The sequence below is a fragment of the Pseudomonas sp. TE31087 genome (assembly GCF_057284075.1).
Map to the genome: position 1 here is coordinate 1421050 of NZ_JBXVNN010000001.1, position 18134 is coordinate 1439183.

21 protein-coding genes are annotated in these 18134 nt (G+C 66.3%); 14 read left to right on the forward strand and 7 right to left on the reverse strand.

Annotation, left to right across the window (positions count from 1 at the left end):
• Positions 1–495: 495 nt before the first annotated feature.
• A complete protein-coding gene (locus ACZ899_RS06415; RefSeq protein WP_234562789.1) occupies positions 496–726 on the reverse strand; it encodes a metallothionein in 231 nt (76 codons plus the stop codon).
• Positions 726–1187, reverse strand: a complete 462-nt coding sequence (locus ACZ899_RS06420) for a phosphotransferase system, HPr-related protein (protein WP_234562788.1) — start codon at positions 1185–1187, stop codon at positions 726–728. The genes ACZ899_RS06415 and ACZ899_RS06420 overlap by 1 nt, the downstream gene beginning before the upstream one ends.
• 157 nt (positions 1188–1344) lie before the next feature.
• On the opposite strand from ACZ899_RS06420, the gene ligD reads away from it, so the two are divergent.
• Genes ligD through ACZ899_RS06445 form a run of 5 tightly spaced genes read left to right on the forward strand, consistent with a single transcriptional unit; the run spans position 1345 to position 6851 of the window.
• Positions 1345–3807 carry a DNA ligase D gene (ligD, locus tag ACZ899_RS06425; RefSeq protein WP_234562787.1) on the forward strand — a complete coding sequence of 821 codons (2463 nt, stop codon included), beginning with the start codon at positions 1345–1347 and terminating at the stop codon, positions 3805–3807.
• Complete coding sequence (locus tag ACZ899_RS06430; protein WP_234562786.1) at positions 3807–4829, forward strand: acyl-CoA dehydrogenase family protein; 1023 nt, start codon at positions 3807–3809, stop codon at positions 4827–4829. Before ligD ends, ACZ899_RS06430 begins: the two co-directional genes overlap by 1 nt.
• Entirely contained in the window at positions 4826–5596 is a 771-nt protein-coding gene (locus ACZ899_RS06435; protein WP_203646674.1) for a PIG-L deacetylase family protein, read from the forward strand. The genes ACZ899_RS06430 and ACZ899_RS06435 overlap by 4 nt, the downstream gene beginning before the upstream one ends.
• Complete coding sequence (locus ACZ899_RS06440) at positions 5593–6192, forward strand: class I SAM-dependent methyltransferase (RefSeq protein ID WP_234562785.1); 600 nt, start codon at positions 5593–5595, stop codon at positions 6190–6192. The genes ACZ899_RS06435 and ACZ899_RS06440 overlap by 4 nt, the downstream gene beginning before the upstream one ends.
• A complete protein-coding gene (locus ACZ899_RS06445; protein ID WP_234562784.1) occupies positions 6189–6851 on the forward strand; it encodes a glycosyltransferase in 663 nt (220 codons plus the stop codon). The genes ACZ899_RS06440 and ACZ899_RS06445 overlap by 4 nt, the downstream gene beginning before the upstream one ends.
• Before the next feature lie 14 nt (positions 6852–6865).
• Here ACZ899_RS06445 and ku read toward each other — a convergent pair whose 3' ends face one another.
• The 3 genes from ku to ACZ899_RS06460 form a co-directional block, all read right to left on the reverse strand.
• Positions 6866–7702 carry a non-homologous end joining protein Ku gene (gene ku / locus ACZ899_RS06450; protein ID WP_234562783.1) on the reverse strand — a complete coding sequence of 279 codons (837 nt, stop codon included), beginning with the start codon at positions 7700–7702 and terminating at the stop codon, positions 6866–6868.
• Positions 7703–7711: 9 nt separating this feature from the next.
• Positions 7712–7849: a PSPA7_2676 family Cys-rich small protein gene (locus tag ACZ899_RS06455; protein ID WP_203646679.1), complete on the reverse strand. Its 138-nt coding sequence runs from the start codon at positions 7847–7849 to the stop codon at positions 7712–7714.
• 140 nt (positions 7850–7989) lie between these two features.
• Entirely contained in the window at positions 7990–8178 is a 189-nt protein-coding gene (locus ACZ899_RS06460; protein ID WP_203646680.1) for a con-10 family general stress protein, read from the reverse strand.
• A 240-nt stretch (positions 8179–8418) separates the two neighbouring features.
• Between ACZ899_RS06460 and ACZ899_RS06465 the strand changes: the two genes are divergently transcribed.
• A complete protein-coding gene (locus ACZ899_RS06465; RefSeq protein ID WP_234562782.1) occupies positions 8419–9630 on the forward strand; it encodes a multidrug effflux MFS transporter in 1212 nt (403 codons plus the stop codon).
• A 5-nt stretch (positions 9631–9635) separates the two neighbouring features.
• Positions 9636–10232 carry a TetR/AcrR family transcriptional regulator gene (locus ACZ899_RS06470; RefSeq protein ID WP_234562781.1) on the forward strand — a complete coding sequence of 199 codons (597 nt, stop codon included), beginning with the start codon at positions 9636–9638 and terminating at the stop codon, positions 10230–10232.
• Positions 10233–10340: 108 nt separating this feature from the next.
• Here ACZ899_RS06470 and hpaR read toward each other — a convergent pair whose 3' ends face one another.
• Positions 10341–10763, reverse strand: a complete 423-nt coding sequence (hpaR, locus tag ACZ899_RS06475; RefSeq protein WP_203646685.1) for a homoprotocatechuate degradation operon regulator HpaR — start codon at positions 10761–10763, stop codon at positions 10341–10343.
• Positions 10764–10934: 171 nt separating this feature from the next.
• On the reverse strand, positions 10935–11837 hold the full coding sequence (gene hpaA / locus ACZ899_RS06480; protein WP_028688922.1) for a 4-hydroxyphenylacetate catabolism regulatory protein HpaA: 903 nt from the start codon (positions 11835–11837) through the stop codon (positions 10935–10937).
• A 162-nt stretch (positions 11838–11999) separates the two neighbouring features.
• On the opposite strand from hpaA, the gene ACZ899_RS06485 reads away from it, so the two are divergent.
• From ACZ899_RS06485 to hpaI, 7 genes are all read left to right on the forward strand, one after another.
• Positions 12000–12674, forward strand: coding sequence for a fumarylacetoacetate hydrolase family protein (locus ACZ899_RS06485; protein WP_234562780.1), 675 nt, complete (start codon positions 12000–12002; stop codon positions 12672–12674).
• Positions 12671–13450, forward strand: coding sequence for a fumarylacetoacetate hydrolase family protein (locus tag ACZ899_RS06490; RefSeq protein WP_232855108.1), 780 nt, complete (start codon positions 12671–12673; stop codon positions 13448–13450). The genes ACZ899_RS06485 and ACZ899_RS06490 overlap by 4 nt, the downstream gene beginning before the upstream one ends.
• A complete protein-coding gene (hpaE, locus tag ACZ899_RS06495; RefSeq protein WP_234562779.1) occupies positions 13447–14907 on the forward strand; it encodes a 5-carboxymethyl-2-hydroxymuconate semialdehyde dehydrogenase in 1461 nt (486 codons plus the stop codon). Before ACZ899_RS06490 ends, hpaE begins: the two co-directional genes overlap by 4 nt.
• Before the next feature lie 89 nt (positions 14908–14996).
• A complete protein-coding gene (gene hpaD / locus ACZ899_RS06500) occupies positions 14997–15920 on the forward strand; it encodes a 3,4-dihydroxyphenylacetate 2,3-dioxygenase (protein ID WP_203646703.1) in 924 nt (307 codons plus the stop codon).
• Between the two features lie 11 nt (positions 15921–15931).
• On the forward strand, positions 15932–16342 hold the full coding sequence (locus tag ACZ899_RS06505) for a 5-carboxymethyl-2-hydroxymuconate Delta-isomerase (protein ID WP_232855110.1): 411 nt from the start codon (positions 15932–15934) through the stop codon (positions 16340–16342).
• 7 nt (positions 16343–16349) lie between these two features.
• Complete coding sequence (gene hpaH / locus ACZ899_RS06510) at positions 16350–17153, forward strand: 2-oxo-hept-4-ene-1,7-dioate hydratase (RefSeq protein ID WP_203646706.1); 804 nt, start codon at positions 16350–16352, stop codon at positions 17151–17153.
• Positions 17154–17288: 135 nt separating this feature from the next.
• Positions 17289–18089, forward strand: coding sequence for a 4-hydroxy-2-oxoheptanedioate aldolase (gene hpaI / locus ACZ899_RS06515; protein ID WP_234560970.1), 801 nt, complete (start codon positions 17289–17291; stop codon positions 18087–18089).
• Positions 18090–18134: the final 45 nt, after the last annotated feature.

Consider the following 18134-nt stretch of genomic DNA (forward strand, 5'->3'; position numbering starts at 1 on the left):
ATGCACTTAGAGCCATTAAAACCAGCACCGGCCGACTTTGACTTTGACTTTTAGAGTCATGTGTTTTGAAAGTTATATGCGCATTCATTTGCGATGGTGACGCATAGTCACCTTTCCGCCCTTACGGCGGCTCACTTTTTGAAGGATCAAAAAGTAAGCAAAAAATCCTCGCTCCATTCATCCGGCCCCTACGCTTCGCTCCGGGGTTCCCTCGCTCCGTTCTTGCTCCCGGGAGGACCGCGCTGAACGCCCCATCCTGGGGCGCAGCGCTTGACGGGCATCCATGCCCGTCACCTCCCTCCGCAAGAACTCCGCTCGGCCTCCTGAAGTCGCAATTGGCGGCGCCTGAAATATCGCGCACTTAGAAGCAAGATCAAGATCAAGATCAAGATCAAGATCAAGATCAAAAGGATTACTGCTGCGGTGCGTACATTGATGTAACAGTTGGCACTTCACTGGAGATTCCAACAAAAGGATCGTCAAGAGTGAAAAACCTTATGGCGATATAGGATCACTCGCCGGGAATGTTTCATCCAGCGCATTATCGACATTGCTCTCCTTCGGCTGGATCATCTCACCACATTTGCAGTCAGCCATACGACAAGGCTCCCCATTGCGATGCCCCGTCGCACAGGCTTCGCAGCAATAGGCCTTGCCATCCTGGACCACGGCATTGGCATCCACGGTGCAGGAACAGTGGTTGCAGGAACAGCGTTGCTCATTCATCACGGCTCTCTCCTGTCGTCATCAGGCACCACCTCATCGACCCACGGCTCACCATCCAACGGCGCCGAGCGGGCCAGTTCGGCCTCGTCCAGGCCGATGCCACCACCGATCTCGTGGGCCTCCACCTGGCGCAGGGTCTGGTCGGCAGGTCCGCTGCCTGCGCCAGGTTCATGCGGGTCTCGAGCACCGGTTTCATCGAACAGCGTATCCGGGCTCAAATCGTCGAGGGTGACATTGTCCTCGTGCAGGCTGTCGCCCAGGGTCTCGCCACCGGTCATGCCGCTTTCGGCGACGCGCCGGGGCGGGTAGTCCTCGGCGATCTCGCGCGCCGGACGCTCGTCGCCGACACGCCCCTGGCGCTCATCGCGGCGCTCGCTGAAATCCAGCTCGTGGACGCTGCCCATGCGGTCCTCGGTGTCGTCTATATCAACCTGCGGTCTTGGGTCATCGGGTCTAGGCATGAACGTTCTCCGTCAGTGGGCTTCACACGGTCGACTGCCCCCACCAAGCAATGATTCAGAGTTTCTTCACAAGGCACCGCCCCGCGCTTTTTTTGAACTCCGCGCCGCACCGCCGCCTCCCAATCCTGAGACCCCGCGAACCGTCCCGGAGCCCGCCATGGCCAAGCCCCTGCAGGAGTACCAGCGCAAGCGCGATTTCAACGCCACGCCCGAGCCGGCTGGCAAGCGCGCCAGGCCACGCTCGGCCCACGCCCTGCAGTACTGCATCCAGAAGCACGATGCCAGCCACCTGCATTACGACTTTCGCCTGGAACTCGACGGCACCCTCAAGAGCTGGGCGATCCCCAAGGGGCCCTCGCTCGACCCCAAGGTCCGGCGCCTGGCGGTGCACGTGGAAGATCACCCACTGGACTACGCCAACTTCGAAGGACACATTCCCGAAGGCCATTACGGCGCCGGTGATGTGATCGTCTGGGACCGGGGTGTCTGGGAGCCCGAGGGCGATCCGCATGAAACCTATGCCAAGGGCAAGCTGCGCTTTCGCCTGCAAGGCGAGAAGCTGTCGGGAATCTGGAACCTGTTCCGCACCCACCTGGCCGGCAAGAAAGAGCAGTGGATGCTGGTCAAATCCCATGACGGACAGGCGCGCAGCGAATCCGACTACCGCATCGTCGAGGCCCTGCCGGACAGTGTGCTGAGCGACCGCACCCTGCCACCGCGGCGCCCGACCAAGGCAACCGCTTCCACGCGCAAGCGCAAGGCCGGTCGCAAAGCCCTGCCGGCGCAGCTCCAGCCACAACTGGCGACGTTGCTTGACTCACCTCCCAGCGGCGACTGGCGTTACGAAGTCAAGTTCGATGGCTACCGGATCCTGGCGCGCATCGACGGTGACGACGTACGCCTGTTTACCCGCAATGGCCACGACTGGAGTGCGAAGATGCCTCGTCAGGTCAAGGCGCTCAAGGCACTGGGGGTCGACACGGCGTGGCTGGACGGCGAGATGGTGGTGGTCGACGACAACGGCGTGGCCGATTTCCAGGCCTTGCAGAACGCCTTCGACTCCGAGCACGACGAACGCATCACCTATTACCTGTTCGACCTGCCCTGGCTGGGCGGCGAGGATCTGCGCGAACTGCCGCTACAGGCCCGTCGCGCCACCCTGGTCAAGCTGCTGGAAGACAACGCTTCGCCGCTGCTCAGGTATTCCACCGATTTCAACGAGCCGGTTGACTCGCTGCTCGACAGCGCCTGTCGGCTGGAGCTCGAGGGGCTGATCGGCAAGCGTGCCAACAGCCCCTACATCGGCCGGCGCAGCAGCGACTGGATCAAGCTCAAGTGCAAGCAGCGCCAGGAATTCGTGATCGTCGGCTATACCGACCCCAAGGGCAGCCGCCACGGCTTTGGCGCCCTGCTGCTGGCCCTGCACGACCATGACAGCGGCCAGCTGCGCTACGCCGGCAAGGTCGGCACCGGCTTCAGCGCCGCCACCCTGGACAGCATCCTCACCCGACTGAAACCGCTGCAGACCGCCAAGCCGCCCTTGGCCAGCCCTCCCACCGGAGCCGAAGCCCGCGGCGTGCACTGGCTCAAACCGCAACTGCTGGCGGAAGTCGCCTACGCCCAGATGACCCGCGAAGGCATCGTGCGCCATTCAGTGTTCCACGGTCTGCGCGACGACAAGCCCGCCACCGCCATCGACCTGGAGCCAGCGATGCCCGCCAAGCACGTAGCACAACCCGAGGGCCTGGGCACCCTGCGCCTGACCCACCCCGACCGCGTGGTCGACGCAACCACCGGGGCCACCAAACGCCAGGTCGCACAGTACTACGCCCAGGTCGCCGACTGGCTGCTGCCGCAGCTCAAGGATCGGCCCGTGGCCCTGGTCCGGGCACCGGATGGCCTGGGCGGCGAGCTGTTCTTCCAGAAGAACGCCGGCCAGTTGCACATCCCCCACGTGCTCAGCTACAGCAAGGCCCAGGCCGGCCAGGCGGCCATGGTGCTCAACCGCGCCGACAGCCTGCTGGGCGCGGTGCAGATGAACACCCTCGAACTGCACACCTGGAATGCCACCACCAAGGACTTCGACAAGCCCGACCGCTTCGTACTCGACCTCGACCCTGATCCCGCACTGCCTTGGAAGGCCATGCTTGAGGCCACCCAACTGACTCTCACCCTGCTCGATGAGCTGGGCCTGAAGGTGTTCCTCAAGACCAGCGGCGGCAAGGGCATGCACCTCGTCGTGCCGTTGACCCGGCGCGCCGGTTGGGACGAGGTGAAGGACTTCAGCCATGCCTTGGTCGAGCACATGGCCGGCCTGTTCCCCGATCGCCTCAGCGCCGTGTCCGGGCCAAAGAACCGGGTCGGGCGGATCTTCATCGACTACCTGCGCAACGGCAAGGGCGCCACCACCGTGGCCGCCTACTCGCTGCGCGCCCGCGAGGGATTGCCAGTGTCGGTGCCGATCTGGCGCGAGGAACTGACTCAGCTTAAAGGCGCCAACCAATGGAACATCGGCAACCTGCAGGCCCGGCTTGCCGAGGTGGACGATCCGTGGGCCGACATGGCCAGGACCCGTCAGTCGATCACCGTGCGCATGCGCAAGCAACTGGGGATTGCCTGATGGAATCGACCCACTTTGATCAGCTGCTACACCGGCTCGCTGCTCGTTCGCAGCCCCTCGAACTCGAACCCTTGCTGCCGGAGCTGCTGCAGGCTCTGCAGCGCGAACACCTCGACCTGCTCCCCTTGCCGGGCCAGGGGCAGACCCTGGAGCGCTGGCGGGCACTGGCGTGGGTCGCCGCTTGCGATCTCAGCCTGGCCAAACTCTACGAAGGCCATACCGACGCCTTGGCGATCCTTGCCGAGTGCGGCGCCGCTCATCATGCCGGTGAAGGGACCTGGGGCGTGTGGGCTGCCGAACCGCCGGATGCCCGCACCCTCATCGTCGAACGGAACGGCGAGCAGGTTCGCCTGCAAGGCCGCAAGGCCTGGTGTTCGGGGGCGTTGCAGATCGACCGTGCGCTGCTGACCGCCTGGCAAGACGACCAGCCTCAACTGGTGGCCATCGAGCTGCGCCATCCCAGCCAGCGCATCCATGCCGACCACTGGCAGGCCGTCGGCATGGCCACCACCACCAGTGTCGCCATCGCGTTCGACGACTCGCCGGGGTTGGCCATCGGCAAGCCCGGCCAGTACCTGTCCCGTCCGGGCTTCTGGCACGGCGGCGCGGGCATCGCCGCCTGCTGGTACGGCGCCGCCGAAGCCTTGGCGGACTACCTGCGCGAACACTGCCGCAAACCCCGGCCCGACCCGCACGCCGATGCCCACCTGGGCGCGGTCGATGCCGCCTTGTTCGGGGCCCGTGCCGCCCTGCGCGAATGCGCCGCCTGGATCGACCGGCACCCTCACGACGATGCCAGTTTCGAGGTGCACCGCACCCGCGCCCAGGTCGAGCAGGCGGTCGAGTTGGTCATCCAGCATGTCGGCCGGGCGCTGGGCGCCACACCGTTCTGTTGCAGCAGCCATTTTGCCCGGCTCAGCGCCGACCTGCCGGTATACCTGCGGCAAAGTCACGCAGAACGCGACCTGGCCGAGCTGGGGCGGCAACTGACCGACATGCCTGCAGGAGCATGGCAACTATGAGCCAGAATCTGATTCAGACCGCTGACGGCACGCCATGGAGCGCCTGGCAGCAATCCGCGCACCTGGCCCGGGCCACCTGGCTGACACCCGACCGACTGTGCCCGCCCGGCAGACGGCTAGTGCTGCTGGCGCCGCACCCGGACGACGAAATCCTCATGGCCGGCGGCCTGTTGGCCAGCTTCCACGGCCGGGAACAGGACCTGGTGCTGATTTCCGCCACCAACGGCGAGGCCAGCCATCCGCATTCCAGCCAGTGGACCGAGCACCGCCTGCGCCATCAGCGCCCCCTTGAGAGCCGCCATGCCCTGCACAAGCTGGAGCTGGACCTCAACCGCGTCGATTGGCGACGACTCAATCTCAAGGACGGCGCCCTGCCACGCGACGAGGCTTTCCTGGTCACGCACCTGGAACAGTTGCTCCAACCCGACGACCTGCTGCTGACCACCTGGCGTGGCGATGGGCACTGCGATCATGAAGCCGCCGGCCGCGCCTGCGCCCGAGCGGCCCAGTCGCGCCGCGCGCAGTTGGCCGAAGTACCCGTGTGGGCCTGGCACTGGGCCGTTCCCGACGATCCGCGCCTGCCTTGGCCCCAGGCATATCGCCTCCAGCTCGACGAAACGCGCCTGGCGCGCAAGCGCGAGGCCCTGGCCGCCCATGCCAGCCAGTTGCAGCCCGATGGCGATCGTCCGCCGGTACTGCCCGAACAGCTGCAGGCCTGCCTGCTGCAACCTTTCGAACTGGTCTTCCTGTCAATGGAGTCGCCATGAGCCTCGACGCGCAGTACTTCGCCGACCTGTATGCCGGCAACGATGACCCGTGGGCCTTTCGCACCCGCTGGTACGAACGACGCAAGCGCGACCTGGCCCTGGCCAGCCTGCCGCGCCAGTGCTACGCGCGCGTGTTCGAGCCGGCCTGCGCCAACGGCGAATTGAGCGTCCTGCTGGCCGGGCGCTGCGTCGACCTGCTGTGCCAGGACATCGACGCCACCGCCGTGGCCCTGGCCCGCCAGCGGCTGGCAGGCGTGAGCCATGCCCGCGTCGAACAGGGACACCTGCCGGGCGATTGGCCGGGCGGGCAGTTCGACCTGATCGTGCTCAGCGAGATCGGCTACTACCTGGCCCCCACCGACTGGTTGCAGGTGATCGAGCAATCGGTGGCCAGCCTGAACCATGACGGCGGCCTGCTGGCCTGCCACTGGCGCCATCCCATCGCCGGTTGCCCCCAGGATGGCCGCGAGGTCCATGCCCTGCTGGCCCGACACCTGCCGCTGTACCCGCTGCTGCGCCACGAGGAGGCGGACTTCCTGCTCGAGTACTGGTCGTGCCAGCTCAGCCTGGTGGACCTGGACGAGACCTGCCCATGATCGCCGTCATCATTCCGGCCCACAACGAGGCCCGCCGCCTCGGGCACTGCCTGGCCGCCGTCAAGCTGGCGGTGGCGCGGGCCGAGGCGGCGGGCCTGGAGGTCGAGGTGCTGGTGGTGCTCGATCGCTGCGTCGACGCCAGCGCGCGCATCGCTCGTCGTCATGGCGTGCACACCCTGGAACTGCAGGCCGGCAACGTCGGCTTCGCCCGGCGCCTGGGCGCGGCGTGGATGATCGAGCGCGGCGCCCAGTGGCTGGCTTTTACCGATGCCGACAGTCGCGTGCCTGGGCACTGGCTGGTGTCGCAACTGCAATGGCATGCCGACGCGGTTTGCGGCACGGTGCACATCGAGCGCTGGCAGCCCTGGCACGGCGCCGCCCTGCGCCAGTTGTACCGTAGCCGTTACCAGGCCCGGGACGGGCACCGGCATATTCACGGCGCCAACCTGGGCGTCTGCACCAAGGCCTATGAGCGCGTCGGCGGATTCCAGCCGTTGCCGGCCCACGAAGATGTGCAACTGGTGCTGGCCCTCGAGGCCAGTGGCGCGCAGATCGTCTGGACGGCGGCGCACAGCGTGGCCACCAGCAGTCGCCGGGACAGCCGCGCCCGCCAGGGCTTCGGGGACTACCTGAATGGACTGGAAGGGCAACTGCCGTAACCGCTGCGCAACCGCTATGACGCTTTGCGCGGTCGCTTGGTCGCCGGTTTCTTCGCCTTGGCCTTGCCACCCAGGCTGCGCTTGAGCAGCTCGGTAAGGTCGATGATGTCCGCGCCCTTCTCCGCTGGGGCACCCTCGCCTTTGTCCACGGTCTCGATCTTGCCCTTGCTGGCCTTCTCTTCCACCAGGTCGAGGATGGTCTGGCGAAAGGCATCATGGTACTCGTCGGGTGTCCATGGGCCGCTCATGTCTTGCACCAGCTTCCTGGCCATGTCCAGTTCGCGCTTGTCCAGCTTGCTGTCGGTCACACTCTTGTCCAGTTCCAGCGACTCCAGGCCGCGCACCTCCTCGGGCCAGCGCAGGGTGATCATCACCAGTGCGTCCTCCAGGGGGCGCAGTAGCGCCAGGTGCTGGCGGGTGTGCAGCACCACGGTGGCCAGGGCGACCTTGCCGGTGCTGTGCAAGGTCTCGCGCAGCAAGGCGTAGACCTTGCCGCCGCGGCGGTCAGGGCTCAGGTAGTAAGGCGTGTCGAACTGTTGCAGCGGGATCTCCCCGGCATCGATGAAGGAAAAGATCTCGATGGTCTGGGTCGCCTCGGGCCGGGCCTTGCGAATCTCCTCCTCGCTGATCACCACATAGCGGCCCTTCTCGTACTCCACACCCTTGACGATGTGCGCCTTGTCGATCTCCTTGCCGGTCACCTTGTTCACCCGCTTGTAGCCCACCGGCTCCATGCTGCGTTTGTCGAGCCAGTCGAAGTCGACGCGTTCGGTACGCACGGCGGTGTTGAGGGCGACGGGGATATGCACGAGGCCGAAGCTGATCGCACCTTTCCAGATTGCCCGGGGCATGGTCGGCTCCTACGCGTCGAACGGTTGGCCGGGCTGGCTGTAGCGCAACGCGCCGCAGCGCTCGCAGCACTGGCAGTCAAGCCCGGCGATTTCCCGGACCAGCAGGCTGCGCCATTGGCAGCCACGCAACAGGCAGACGAGTTTCATCAGCCACCTCCTTGGCCCGCATGTAGGGGCTCATACAAGGAATGACTGCACAGCATGTCAAAGGTTTACTCGATGTTTTCGGCCGATCCAAGTCGGGATATGCGCGGTACCAGGCGAACCCGGCACCGCGTGCCCTTCACTTACGAGCGGCCACCCTTGCGGCCGGACTCGGTCTGGCGGTTGTCGCCACTGCTCTGGCCGCCCTTGCGACCGGCTTCGGATGCTTTTTCGCGGTCGTTGGCGAAATTGCCCGGGTTCTTCGATCCACCCTGGCTGCCGGTCTTGTTGCTGTCCTGGCGACCGGTCATGTTGCTGTCTTTATTGGCCATGGTTGCAAAACCTCATGTGGCTGGGGGATGCACGGCTGCATGCCGTACAGAGTTGGGAGTGCAGCGATAAGGAGGGATTCGGATTATTCCGGGGTGATCGGACCGGTGGCGCTAAACATGCCGATGCCCTGTATCTGGGACGCAAGCGGACGCTGCCATGGTTGACCCCTTCACGCACTCTGGCATAATTTGCACAACCTACCGGTCGGTAGGTTTTTTTTGCCAACGGATTTTCCAGTCATGCCTGCTTCCAACCTGCGCTTCGCCGCCTCCCTCGCCCTGATCGGCGCCCTCGGCCCTTCGGCCATCGACATGTACCTGGCCAGCCTGCCGGAAATGGCCCGCGACTTCGCCACCGGCTATACCCAGGTGCAGCTGACCCTGACCGTGTTCCTGCTGGCGATGGGCGCCGGCCAGTTGCTGTTCGGCCCCGTGGTGGATGCCCTGGGTCGTCGTCGTCCATTGCTCGCGGGCCTGATGGTGTTCTGCCTGGCCTCCCTCGGCGCCGCCGCCGCGCCATCGCTGGACACATTGCTGCTGGCACGCCTGGTCCAGGGCCTGGCCAGCGCGCTGACGCTGGTGGTGATCATGAGCATGGTGCGCGACAGCGCCGACGGCGCGCGGGCGGCGCAGATCTTCGCCCTGCTGATGACCATCGAAGGCCTGGCGCCGATCCTCGCCCCGGCGCTGGGCGGGGTGATCGACGCGGCCTACGGCTGGCGGGCGATCATGCTGGTGCTGGCCGGTCTGGGCCTGCTGACCCTGCTCAACTCGATGCTGACGCTCGACGAGACCTTGCCTGTGGCGCAGCGGGTACGCCTGGCGCCGACCAGCGTATGGCGCACCTATGCGCGCATCGCCGCCGACGGCGCGTTCCTGCGCCCTGCCCTGGCGTTGTCGGCGGTGTTCTTCTTCCTGTTCGCCTACATCGCCGGTTCCGCCTACGTATACCAGCAGCATTTCGGCCTCTCCAGCGCTCACTTCGGCCTGCTGTTCGGGGGCTGTGGCGTGGCCATCCTGCTCGGCGCGGCGCTGTCCGGCTACTGGGTGACGCGCCACGGCGTGGCTCGCGTGGCCTGGTGGGGCGCGCTGTGCATGGGCGGCGGCGCGCTGCTGGCGGTACTTGCCGGGCTGACCGGCGCGGACCTGGTGCTGCTGCTGGCGGGCGTGGTACTGGCGCTGTTCGGCTTAGGCATTTGCGAGGCCACCTTGATGGCCCTGGCGATGTCGTCGCAACAACGTGACGTCGGCTCCACCGCAGCGTTGCTCGGTGCCCTCCAACTGGTGATCTCGTCCAGTGCCACACCGTTGGCCGGGCACCTGGCAACGCTGGGGCCGCTGGCCTGGGCCTGGCTGCTGGCGGCCGCTGCCCTGGTCATCGTCGGTTTGACCCGCGCCGCCGTGGCAAAGACAATCAGCGCCTCGCCCTACCCCAGCGCCAATCCGGAGTGACCGCCTTGAAAGCCCTGACCCCTTCCGCCGCGCGCATCTGCGACCATGCTGTCGAGCACTTTGCCGAACATGGCTACGACGGCTCGTCGCTGAACGAGATCGCCGCCCTGGCGGGCATGCGCAAGGCGTCGCTGTATGCCCACTTCGCCAACAAGGACGCGTTGTTCGTGCGCGCCTTCGAACGGGCGCTGGCGGACGAGACCGCCTACGTCGAGGCAGGGTTCGGCCATGAGGCGGCGGGCCGCGAGGCGCCGGGGCACTGGCACCCGCTGCACCTGGCCGAGCGCTACGCCGCCTCGGCCAACCTGCGCTTCGTGCTGCGCACGGCGTTCCTGCCGCCGGCGCCGATCCGTGCGATCGTCACCGGCGGCTTCGAGGCCTACCTGGAGCAGATCCGCCTGGGCTTCTGCCAAGCGCTGCGCGAGCGCCACGCCTGGGCTCGCAGCGATGGCAACAAGCTTGAGCTGTATGGCGATGCGTACCTGGGGATCATCGACAGCCTGCATGTGGAGCTGCTGTATGCGAACCCGGCGGTGTATGCGCGGCGGGCGGCTTCGTTGCTGAAGATTCTCGATGATTCGTTGCATCTTGCCGGGCTCTAGCAGGACCCTGTACACGGTTCAAGGGCCCTATCGCGGGGCAAGCCCGCTCCCACGTTTATCCGTGGGAGCGGGCTTGCCCCGCGATGGCGGAGGCCAGCGCTCGCGCCATCAGGGCCTGACCTTCTTCAGCTCGTTCAACAACCCCATCAACTGCTCCAGCTTGTCCTCGCCGAACTGGCGCTGGATCTCCTGGTAATTGCGCTCCATCTCCTCGCTCATGGCCAGGAACGCCTGCTGCCCGCGCACGGTCAGGCTGATGAAGATCCGCCGCTGGTCCTCCGGCGACTTGCGCCGGCCCACCAGGCCGTCGCGCTCCAGGCGCTTGAGCACGCCGCTCATGCTCGGTTTGAGGATGCAGGCCAGGTCCGCCAGCTGGTGGCTTTCCAGCTCGCCCTGCTGGCGCAGGATGCGGATCACCCGCCACTGCTGCTCGGTCAGGTCATGGGCATTGAGGGCCGGGCGGAAGAACGCCATGGTCGCTTCGCGGGCCTGCAACAGGGTCAACGTCAGGGAAGGTCTAGGAGTGGTCATCAGGATAAACGGCTGGTTTTATTAAGATATTAATAAAGTGAAAACCATTTTCACCCGTGCTGTCCAGCCCCTGTGAAAAGTACCAGCGCTCCCGGCAAACGCCCATTTTCCAGGCGCCGCCTTCGTTGCACGATCAGTTGAAGCCTGTAGCCCGGAGCTGATCGCCCCATGTCAACGCAATCCCGCCTGGCGCTGGCGATACTCCCCCGGCGTCATCTGCGCATGGCGCTGGAAGAAGCGGCTGAAATACGCCGGATCCTTGAACCCCAGCCGATAGCAGATCTCGTTGGCCGAACCGCCGGTGTACAGCAGCAATCGGCGCGCCTCCTGCATCAGCCGTTCGAACACCAGGCGCTTGGACGGCAGGTCGGCCATGCGCCGGCACACATCGTTCAGCCGCGCCTCGGTGACGCCCAGCGCCGCCGCGTAGGCCGGCAGCGTCCAGTGGTCGAGGTAGTGGCGCTCGATCAGCTCATTGAATCGATGAAACAGCTGCAGGTCCTCGTGCCGCGCAGGTGTGGCCTCCAGCGAATTGGCGCCCAGGCGCAGCAGGCTGATCATCACCAGGCGCGCCAGGTCCTGCACGGCGGTGCCCTGCCCGGCCTGGCCATGGCCGATTTCGTCGCCAAGCAGGTCGAACAGTTGCTCCAGGCGCCGCACCTCGCCGGCCGCCGCCCCCTGCAGGTGACCCAGGGCAACGCACGCCGGTTGCAGCCGCGGCCCCAGCGCCAGCCCAGGCTCGGCCTGCAGCAGTTGCCAGACCAGTTGCTGGCGCACGGTCAGCACATGGCCGTCGGCGTCGGCCTCGGTGACGAAGGCATGGGGAATGGTCGGCGGGGTGAGGAAGAACATCGGCCCGGACTCGTGGTAGCGCTGCTCGTCCAGGTACACCCGCACGCTGCCGGTCTTCACGTAGTGCACCTGGAAGAAGCGGTCGTGGCGGTGCACCGGCATGTTGCGGCCGAAGAATCCGGCCAGGTTGCCCAGGCGGTCGTAGTGCACCTCGCTGTCGCTATAGCGCTGGTCGTACACCTGACCGATGTTGATGTTGGGAATCGGCTGTCGTTCTTTCATTGTTGTTCTCGCAGCGGTGAAACGCGCCGGGGAAACCATCGTAGCACCACCGGCCAGCGGTAGACGCCTTGACGATCGTTAACATATTAAATATAACGTTAACACATTAACAAAAACACCACGAGGCGCCCCTGGTCGCCTCAATCACCGCAGGAGAAAAGCATGAGCCGTGCCTTGCACGAGGTCGCCAACGGCAGCTTGTTCGGCGTCGCCCTGAACTACCAGGGCCTGCTGCAGCAGCATCTGGCATCCTTCCATGAAGCGCCGTACCTGCAGCCGCCGGTCAAACCGGTGCTGTTCATCAAGACCCCGAACACCCGCAACGAGCATGCCCGCCCGGTGACCTACCCGTCGGCAGTCGAGCGCCTGCAACCCGGCCCCGCGTTGGGCGTGGTGATCGGCAAGGACGCCAGCCGCATCAGCGTCGAAAACGCCCTCGCGCATGTGGCCGGCTACACCATCGTCAACGAGTTCAGCCTGCCCGAGGACAGCTACTACCGTCCGGCGGTCAAGGCCAAGTGCCGCGACGGCTTCTGCGCCATCGGCCCGCAGCTGGTGCCGGCCGCGCAGGTCGGCAACCCCGATGCGCTGGGCATCCGCCTGTGGGTCAACGGCGAGCTGCGCCAGCACAACAACACCGCCAACTGCGTGCGCGGCGTGGCCCGGCTGATCGCCGAGATCAGCGAGTTCATGACCCTGCATGCCGGCGACGTGCTGATCACCGGCACCCCCGAAGGCCGCGTCGATGTGCTGCCCGGCGACCGGGTGACGGTCGAGATCGACGGCCTTGGCCAGCTGACCAACCCCATCGTCGCCGAACAAGGACTCGCCCCATGAAGCACGCCCGTATCCAGTTCGACGGCCAGGTCCATCAGGTCACCGTCGAGGACGACCAGCAACTGCGCCTGGCCGATGGCCGCCTGGTCCATGCCGACCAGGTCACCTGGCTGCCACCGGCCACCGGCAACATGTTCGCCCTGGGCCTGAACTACGCCGACCACGCCGCCGAGCTGGCCTTCACCCCGCCCACCGAACCGCTGGCGTTCATCAAGTCGCCGGGCACCTACACCGGGCACGACCAGGTCACCTGGCGCCCGGACAACGTCAAGTACATGCACTACGAGTGCGAACTGGTGGCGGTGATCGGCAAGCCGGCGCGCAACGTCAGGCGCGAGGACGCCCTCGACTACCTGGCCGGCTACACGGTGTGCAACGACTACGCCATCCGCGACTACCTGGAGAACTACTACCGCCCCAACCTGCGGGTGAAAAACCGTGACGCCACCACCCCGGTGGGCCCGTGGATCGTCGACGTCGCCGACGTGCCGGATCCGTCGAAGCTGACGCTGCGCACCTGGATCAACGGCGAGCTGAAACAGCAAGGCAGCACCGCCGACATGATCTTCGACATCCCCTACCTGATCGAATACTTCTCCAGCTTCATGACCCTGCAGCCCGGCGACATGATCGCCACCGGCACCCCGGAAGGCCTGGCCGACGTGGTACCGGGCGACGAGGTGGTGGTGGAAGTAGAAGGCGTTGGTCGCCTGGTCAACCGAATCGTCAGCGAAGCCGAGTTCTTCGCCCGCAAAAAACACGAGGCAACAGCATGATCAAGCACTGGATCAACGGCCGCGAAGTCGAGAGCCGCGACACCTTCATCAACTACAACCCGGCCACCGGCGAAGCCATCGGCGAAGTCGCCAGCGGCGGCGCCGAGGAAGTCGCCCAGGCCGTGGCCGCGGCCAAGCAAGCCTTCCCCAAATGGGCCAACACGCCGGCCAAGGAGCGCGCCCGGCTGATGCGCCGCCTGGGTGAGCTGATCGAGCAGAACGTGCCGCAGCTGGCCGAACTGGAGACCCTGGACACCGGCCTGCCGATCCACCAGACGCGCAACGTGCTGATTCCCCGCGCCTCGCACAACTTCGACTTCTTCGCCGAGGTGTGCACGCGCATGGACGGCCACACCTACCCGGTGGACGACCAGATGCTCAACTACACCCTCTACCAGCCGGTGGGCGTGTGCGGGCTGGTGTCGCCCTGGAACGTGCCGTTCATGACCGCCACCTGGAAGACCGCGCCATGCCTGGCCCTGGGCAACACCGCGGTGCTGAAGATGAGCGAACTGTCGCCGCTGACCGCCAATGAACTGGGACGCCTGGCGGTCGAGGCTGGCATCCCCAATGGCGTACTCAATGTGATCCAGGGCTACGGCGCCACCGCCGGCGATGCCCTGGTGCGCCACCCGGACGTGCGCGCCATCTCCTTCACCGGCGGCACCGCCACCGGCCGCAAGATCATGCAGACGGCGGGCCTGAAGAAGTACTCGATGGAGCTGGGCGGCAAGTCGCCGGTGCTGATCTTCGAAGACGCCGACCTGGACCGTGCCCTGGACGCCGCGCTGTTCACCATTTTCTCGCTCAACGGCGAGCGCTGCACCGCCGGCAGCCGGATCTTCATCCAGGAGAGCGTATACCCGCAGTTCGTCGCCGAGTTCGCCGCCCGCGCCAGGCGCCTGGTCGTCGGTGACCCGACCGATCCGCAGACCCAGGTCGGCTCGATGATCACCCAGCAGCACTACGACAAGGTCACCGGCTACATCCGCATCGGCCTCGAGGAAGGCGCACGCTTGGTGGCCGGCGGCCTGGAGCGTCCGGCCGGGCTGCCGGCGCACCTGGCCAAGGGGCAGTTCATCCAGCCGACGGTGTTCGCCGACGTGAACAACTCGATGCGCATCGCCCAGGAAGAGATCTTCGGCCCGGTGGTCTGCCTGATCCCGTTCAAGGACGAGGCCGAGGCGCTGCAACTGGCCAACGACACCGAATACGGCCTGGCGTCGTACATCTGGACCCAGGACATCGGCAAGGCCCACCGCCTGGCCCGAGGCATCGAAGCGGGCATGGTGTTCATCAACAGCCAGAACGTGCGCGACCTGCGCCAGCCGTTCGGTGGGGTGAAAGGCTCGGGTACCGGGCGCGAAGGTGGGCAATACAGCTTCGAGGTCTTCGCCGAGATCAAGAACGTGTGTATATCCATGGGTAGCCATCACATTCCGCGCTGGGGCATCTGACGCCATCGCGGGGCAAGCCCGCTCCCACGACTTTGTGGGAGCGGGCTTGCCCCGCGATGCGGCCACAACAACAATCACAGGAGATTCCCATGGGCAAACTCGCTCTCGCCGCCAAGATCACCCATGTTCCCTCGATGTACCTGTCCGAACTGCCCGGCCCGCGCCAGGGCTTTCGCCAGGCGGCCATCGACGGCCACCACGAGATCGGCCGGCGCTGCCGTGAACTGGGCGTGGACACCATCGTCGTGTTCGACACCCACTGGCTGGTCAACGCCAACTACCACATCAACTGCGCCGCGCATTTCGAAGGCCTGTACACCAGCAACGAACTGCCCCACTTCATCGCCAACATGGACTACGGCTTCCCCGGCAACCCCGAGCTGGGGCGGATCCTTGCCGAGGAATGCAACCGCCTGGGCGTGGAGACCATGGCCCACGACGCCACCACCCTGGCCCCGGAGTACGGCACCCTGGTGCCGATGCGCTACATGAACGCCGACCGCCACTTCAAGGTGATCTCGGTCTCGGCCCTGTGCACCTCGCACTACCTCAATGACAGCGCGCGCCTGGGCTGGGCCATGCGCAAGGCGGTCGAGGACCACTACGACGGCACCGTGGCCTTCCTCGCCAGTGGCTCGCTGTCGCACCGCTTCGCCCAGAACGGCCAGGCCCCGGACTTTGCCACCAAGGTCTGGAGCCCGTTCCTGGAGACCCTCGACCACCGCGTGGTGCGCATGTGGCAGGACGGCGACTGGGCCGACTTCTGCGCGATGCTGCCCGAGTACGCAGTCAAGGGCCACGGCGAAGGCTTCATGCACGACACCGCCATGCTGCTCGGCGCCCTGGGCTGGTCCCAGTACGACGCCAAGGCCGAGGTGGTGACGCCGTACTTCGGCTCCTCCGGCACCGGCCAGATCAACGCGATCTTCCCGGTCACCCCGCAGGACGGCAGCGCGATCCCCGCCGCCCAGGCCTCGAACCCGGCCGGCGTCACCGCCACCAGCCGCCTGTAAGGAGTACCGTCATGCCTCATCTGGTCCTGCTCTACAGCCCGGACATCGAAGCCGACGCCGATATGCCCGGCCTGTGCCGCGCCCTGGCCGACTGCATGCTCGCCCAGCGCGACGAACATGATCGCCAGGTGTTCCCCACCGGCGGCACCCGCGTGCTGGCCTACCCGGCCGCCCACGCGGCGATCGCCGATGGTCGTGGCGACTACGGCTTCGTCTACGCCAACCTGCGCATGGGCAGCGGTCGCAGCGCCACAGTGCACCGGCAGGTCGGCGATGCGCTGCTGGCGGTGCTGCGTCGGCAGTTGGACGCGCTGCTGGAACGTCGCCCGGTCGGGCTGACCCTGCAGATCGATGAAAGCCAGGCGCAGGTGTACGACGCCAAGCACAGCAGCCTGCATCCCCTGTTCACCCGTCAGCCCTGAGGTCTCCATGCTCGACGCCCGCATCATCCAGCAAGCCGCCGCCCGCCTCGACCAGGCCGAACGCACCCGCGAACAAGTCGGCCAGTTCTCCCTGGAACACCCCTCGATCAGCATCGAGGACGCCTACGCCATCCAGCGTGCCTGGGTGGCGCAGAAGATCAAGGACGGCCGCAAGCTGGTCGGCCACAAGATCGGCCTGACTTCCCGGGCCATGCAGGTCTCCTCGAACATTACCGAGCCGGACTATGGCGCGCTGCTCGACGACATGCTGTTCGACGAAGGCAGCGACATTCCCTTCGAGCGCTTTATCGTGCCCCGGGTCGAGGTGGAGCTGGCGTTCATCCTCGGCAAGCCGCTCAAGGGGCCGAACGTGACCCTGTTCGACGTGCTCGACGCCACCGAGTGGGTGATTCCGGCCCTGGAGATCATCGATGCGCGCATCCAGCAGGTCGACCCGCTCAGCGGTGCCACCCGCAAGGTGTTCGACACCATCTCCGACAACGCTGCCAACGCCGGCGTGGTCATGGGCGGTCGCGCCGTGCGCCCGGGCGACGTCGACCTGCGCAAGGTGCCGGCGGTGCTGTACCGCAACGGCGTGATCGAGGAGTCCGGCGTGTCGGCGGCGGTGCTCAACCACCCGGCCAAGGGCGTGGCCTGGCTGGCCAACAAGCTGGCGCCATACGACGTGGGCCTCGAAGCCGGCCAGATCATTCTCGGCGGCTCCTTCACCCGCCCGGTGGCCGCCCGGCCTGGCGACACCTTCCACGTCGACTACGATCAACTCGGTTCGATCGCCTGCCGATTCGTCTGACGCCTGCCCAGACAGCAGAGATTCCCGTGGGAGCGGGTTCACCCGCGAAAGCATCATCAGCATCACCATCGCATTCGCGGGTGAACCCGCTCCCACAGTGTACCTGCGACCCCACACGCTCAACGAGGACCGCCCATGGACATGCCCATCAACACCTTCAAACAACGCCTGTGCGCAGGCCAGGCGCAGATCGGCCTGTGGCTCGGCCTGGCCGACCCGTACTGCGCGGAGCTGGCGGCCAATGCCGGCTTCGACTGGCTGCTGCTCGACGGCGAGCACGCGCCCAACGACCTGCGCAGCCTGCTCGGCCAGTTGCAGGCGGTGGCGCCCTACCCGGCCCAACCCATCGTGCGCCCGGTGATCGGCGACACCGCGCTGATCAAGCAATTGCTGGATATCGGCGCGCAGACCCTGCTGGTGCCCATGGTCGAAAGCGCCGAGCAGGCACGCCAGCTGGTGCGAGCGATGCACTACCCGCCCCACGGCGTGCGCGGCGTCGGCAGCGCTCTGGCACGAGCGTCGCGCTGGAACAGCCTGCCCGACTACCTGGACCAGGCCGACGAACAGATGTGCCTGCTGGTGCAGGTGGAGAACCGCGAAGGCCTGGCCAACCTCGACGCGATCTGCGCCGTCGAAGGCGTCGATGGCGTGTTCATCGGCCCCGCCGACCTCAGCGCCGCCATGGGCCACCGGGGCAACCCGGGGCATCCCGAAGTGCAGGCGGCCATCGACGACGCCATCGTGCGCATCGGCCGTGCCGGCAAGGCGGCTGGGATCCTCAGCGCCGACGAGGCGCTGGCGCGCCGGTACATCGAACTGGGCGCGGCGTTCGTCGCGGTCGGGGTCGACACCACGGTGCTGATGCGCGGCTTGCAGACGTTGGCGGGCAAGTTCAAGGACGGGGCCGCTGCCAGCGCCCAGGGCGGTGTCTACTAGTCCGGCCTGGTAACGCGTAAGCTCGATGTTGGGAGCGGTCCGGTA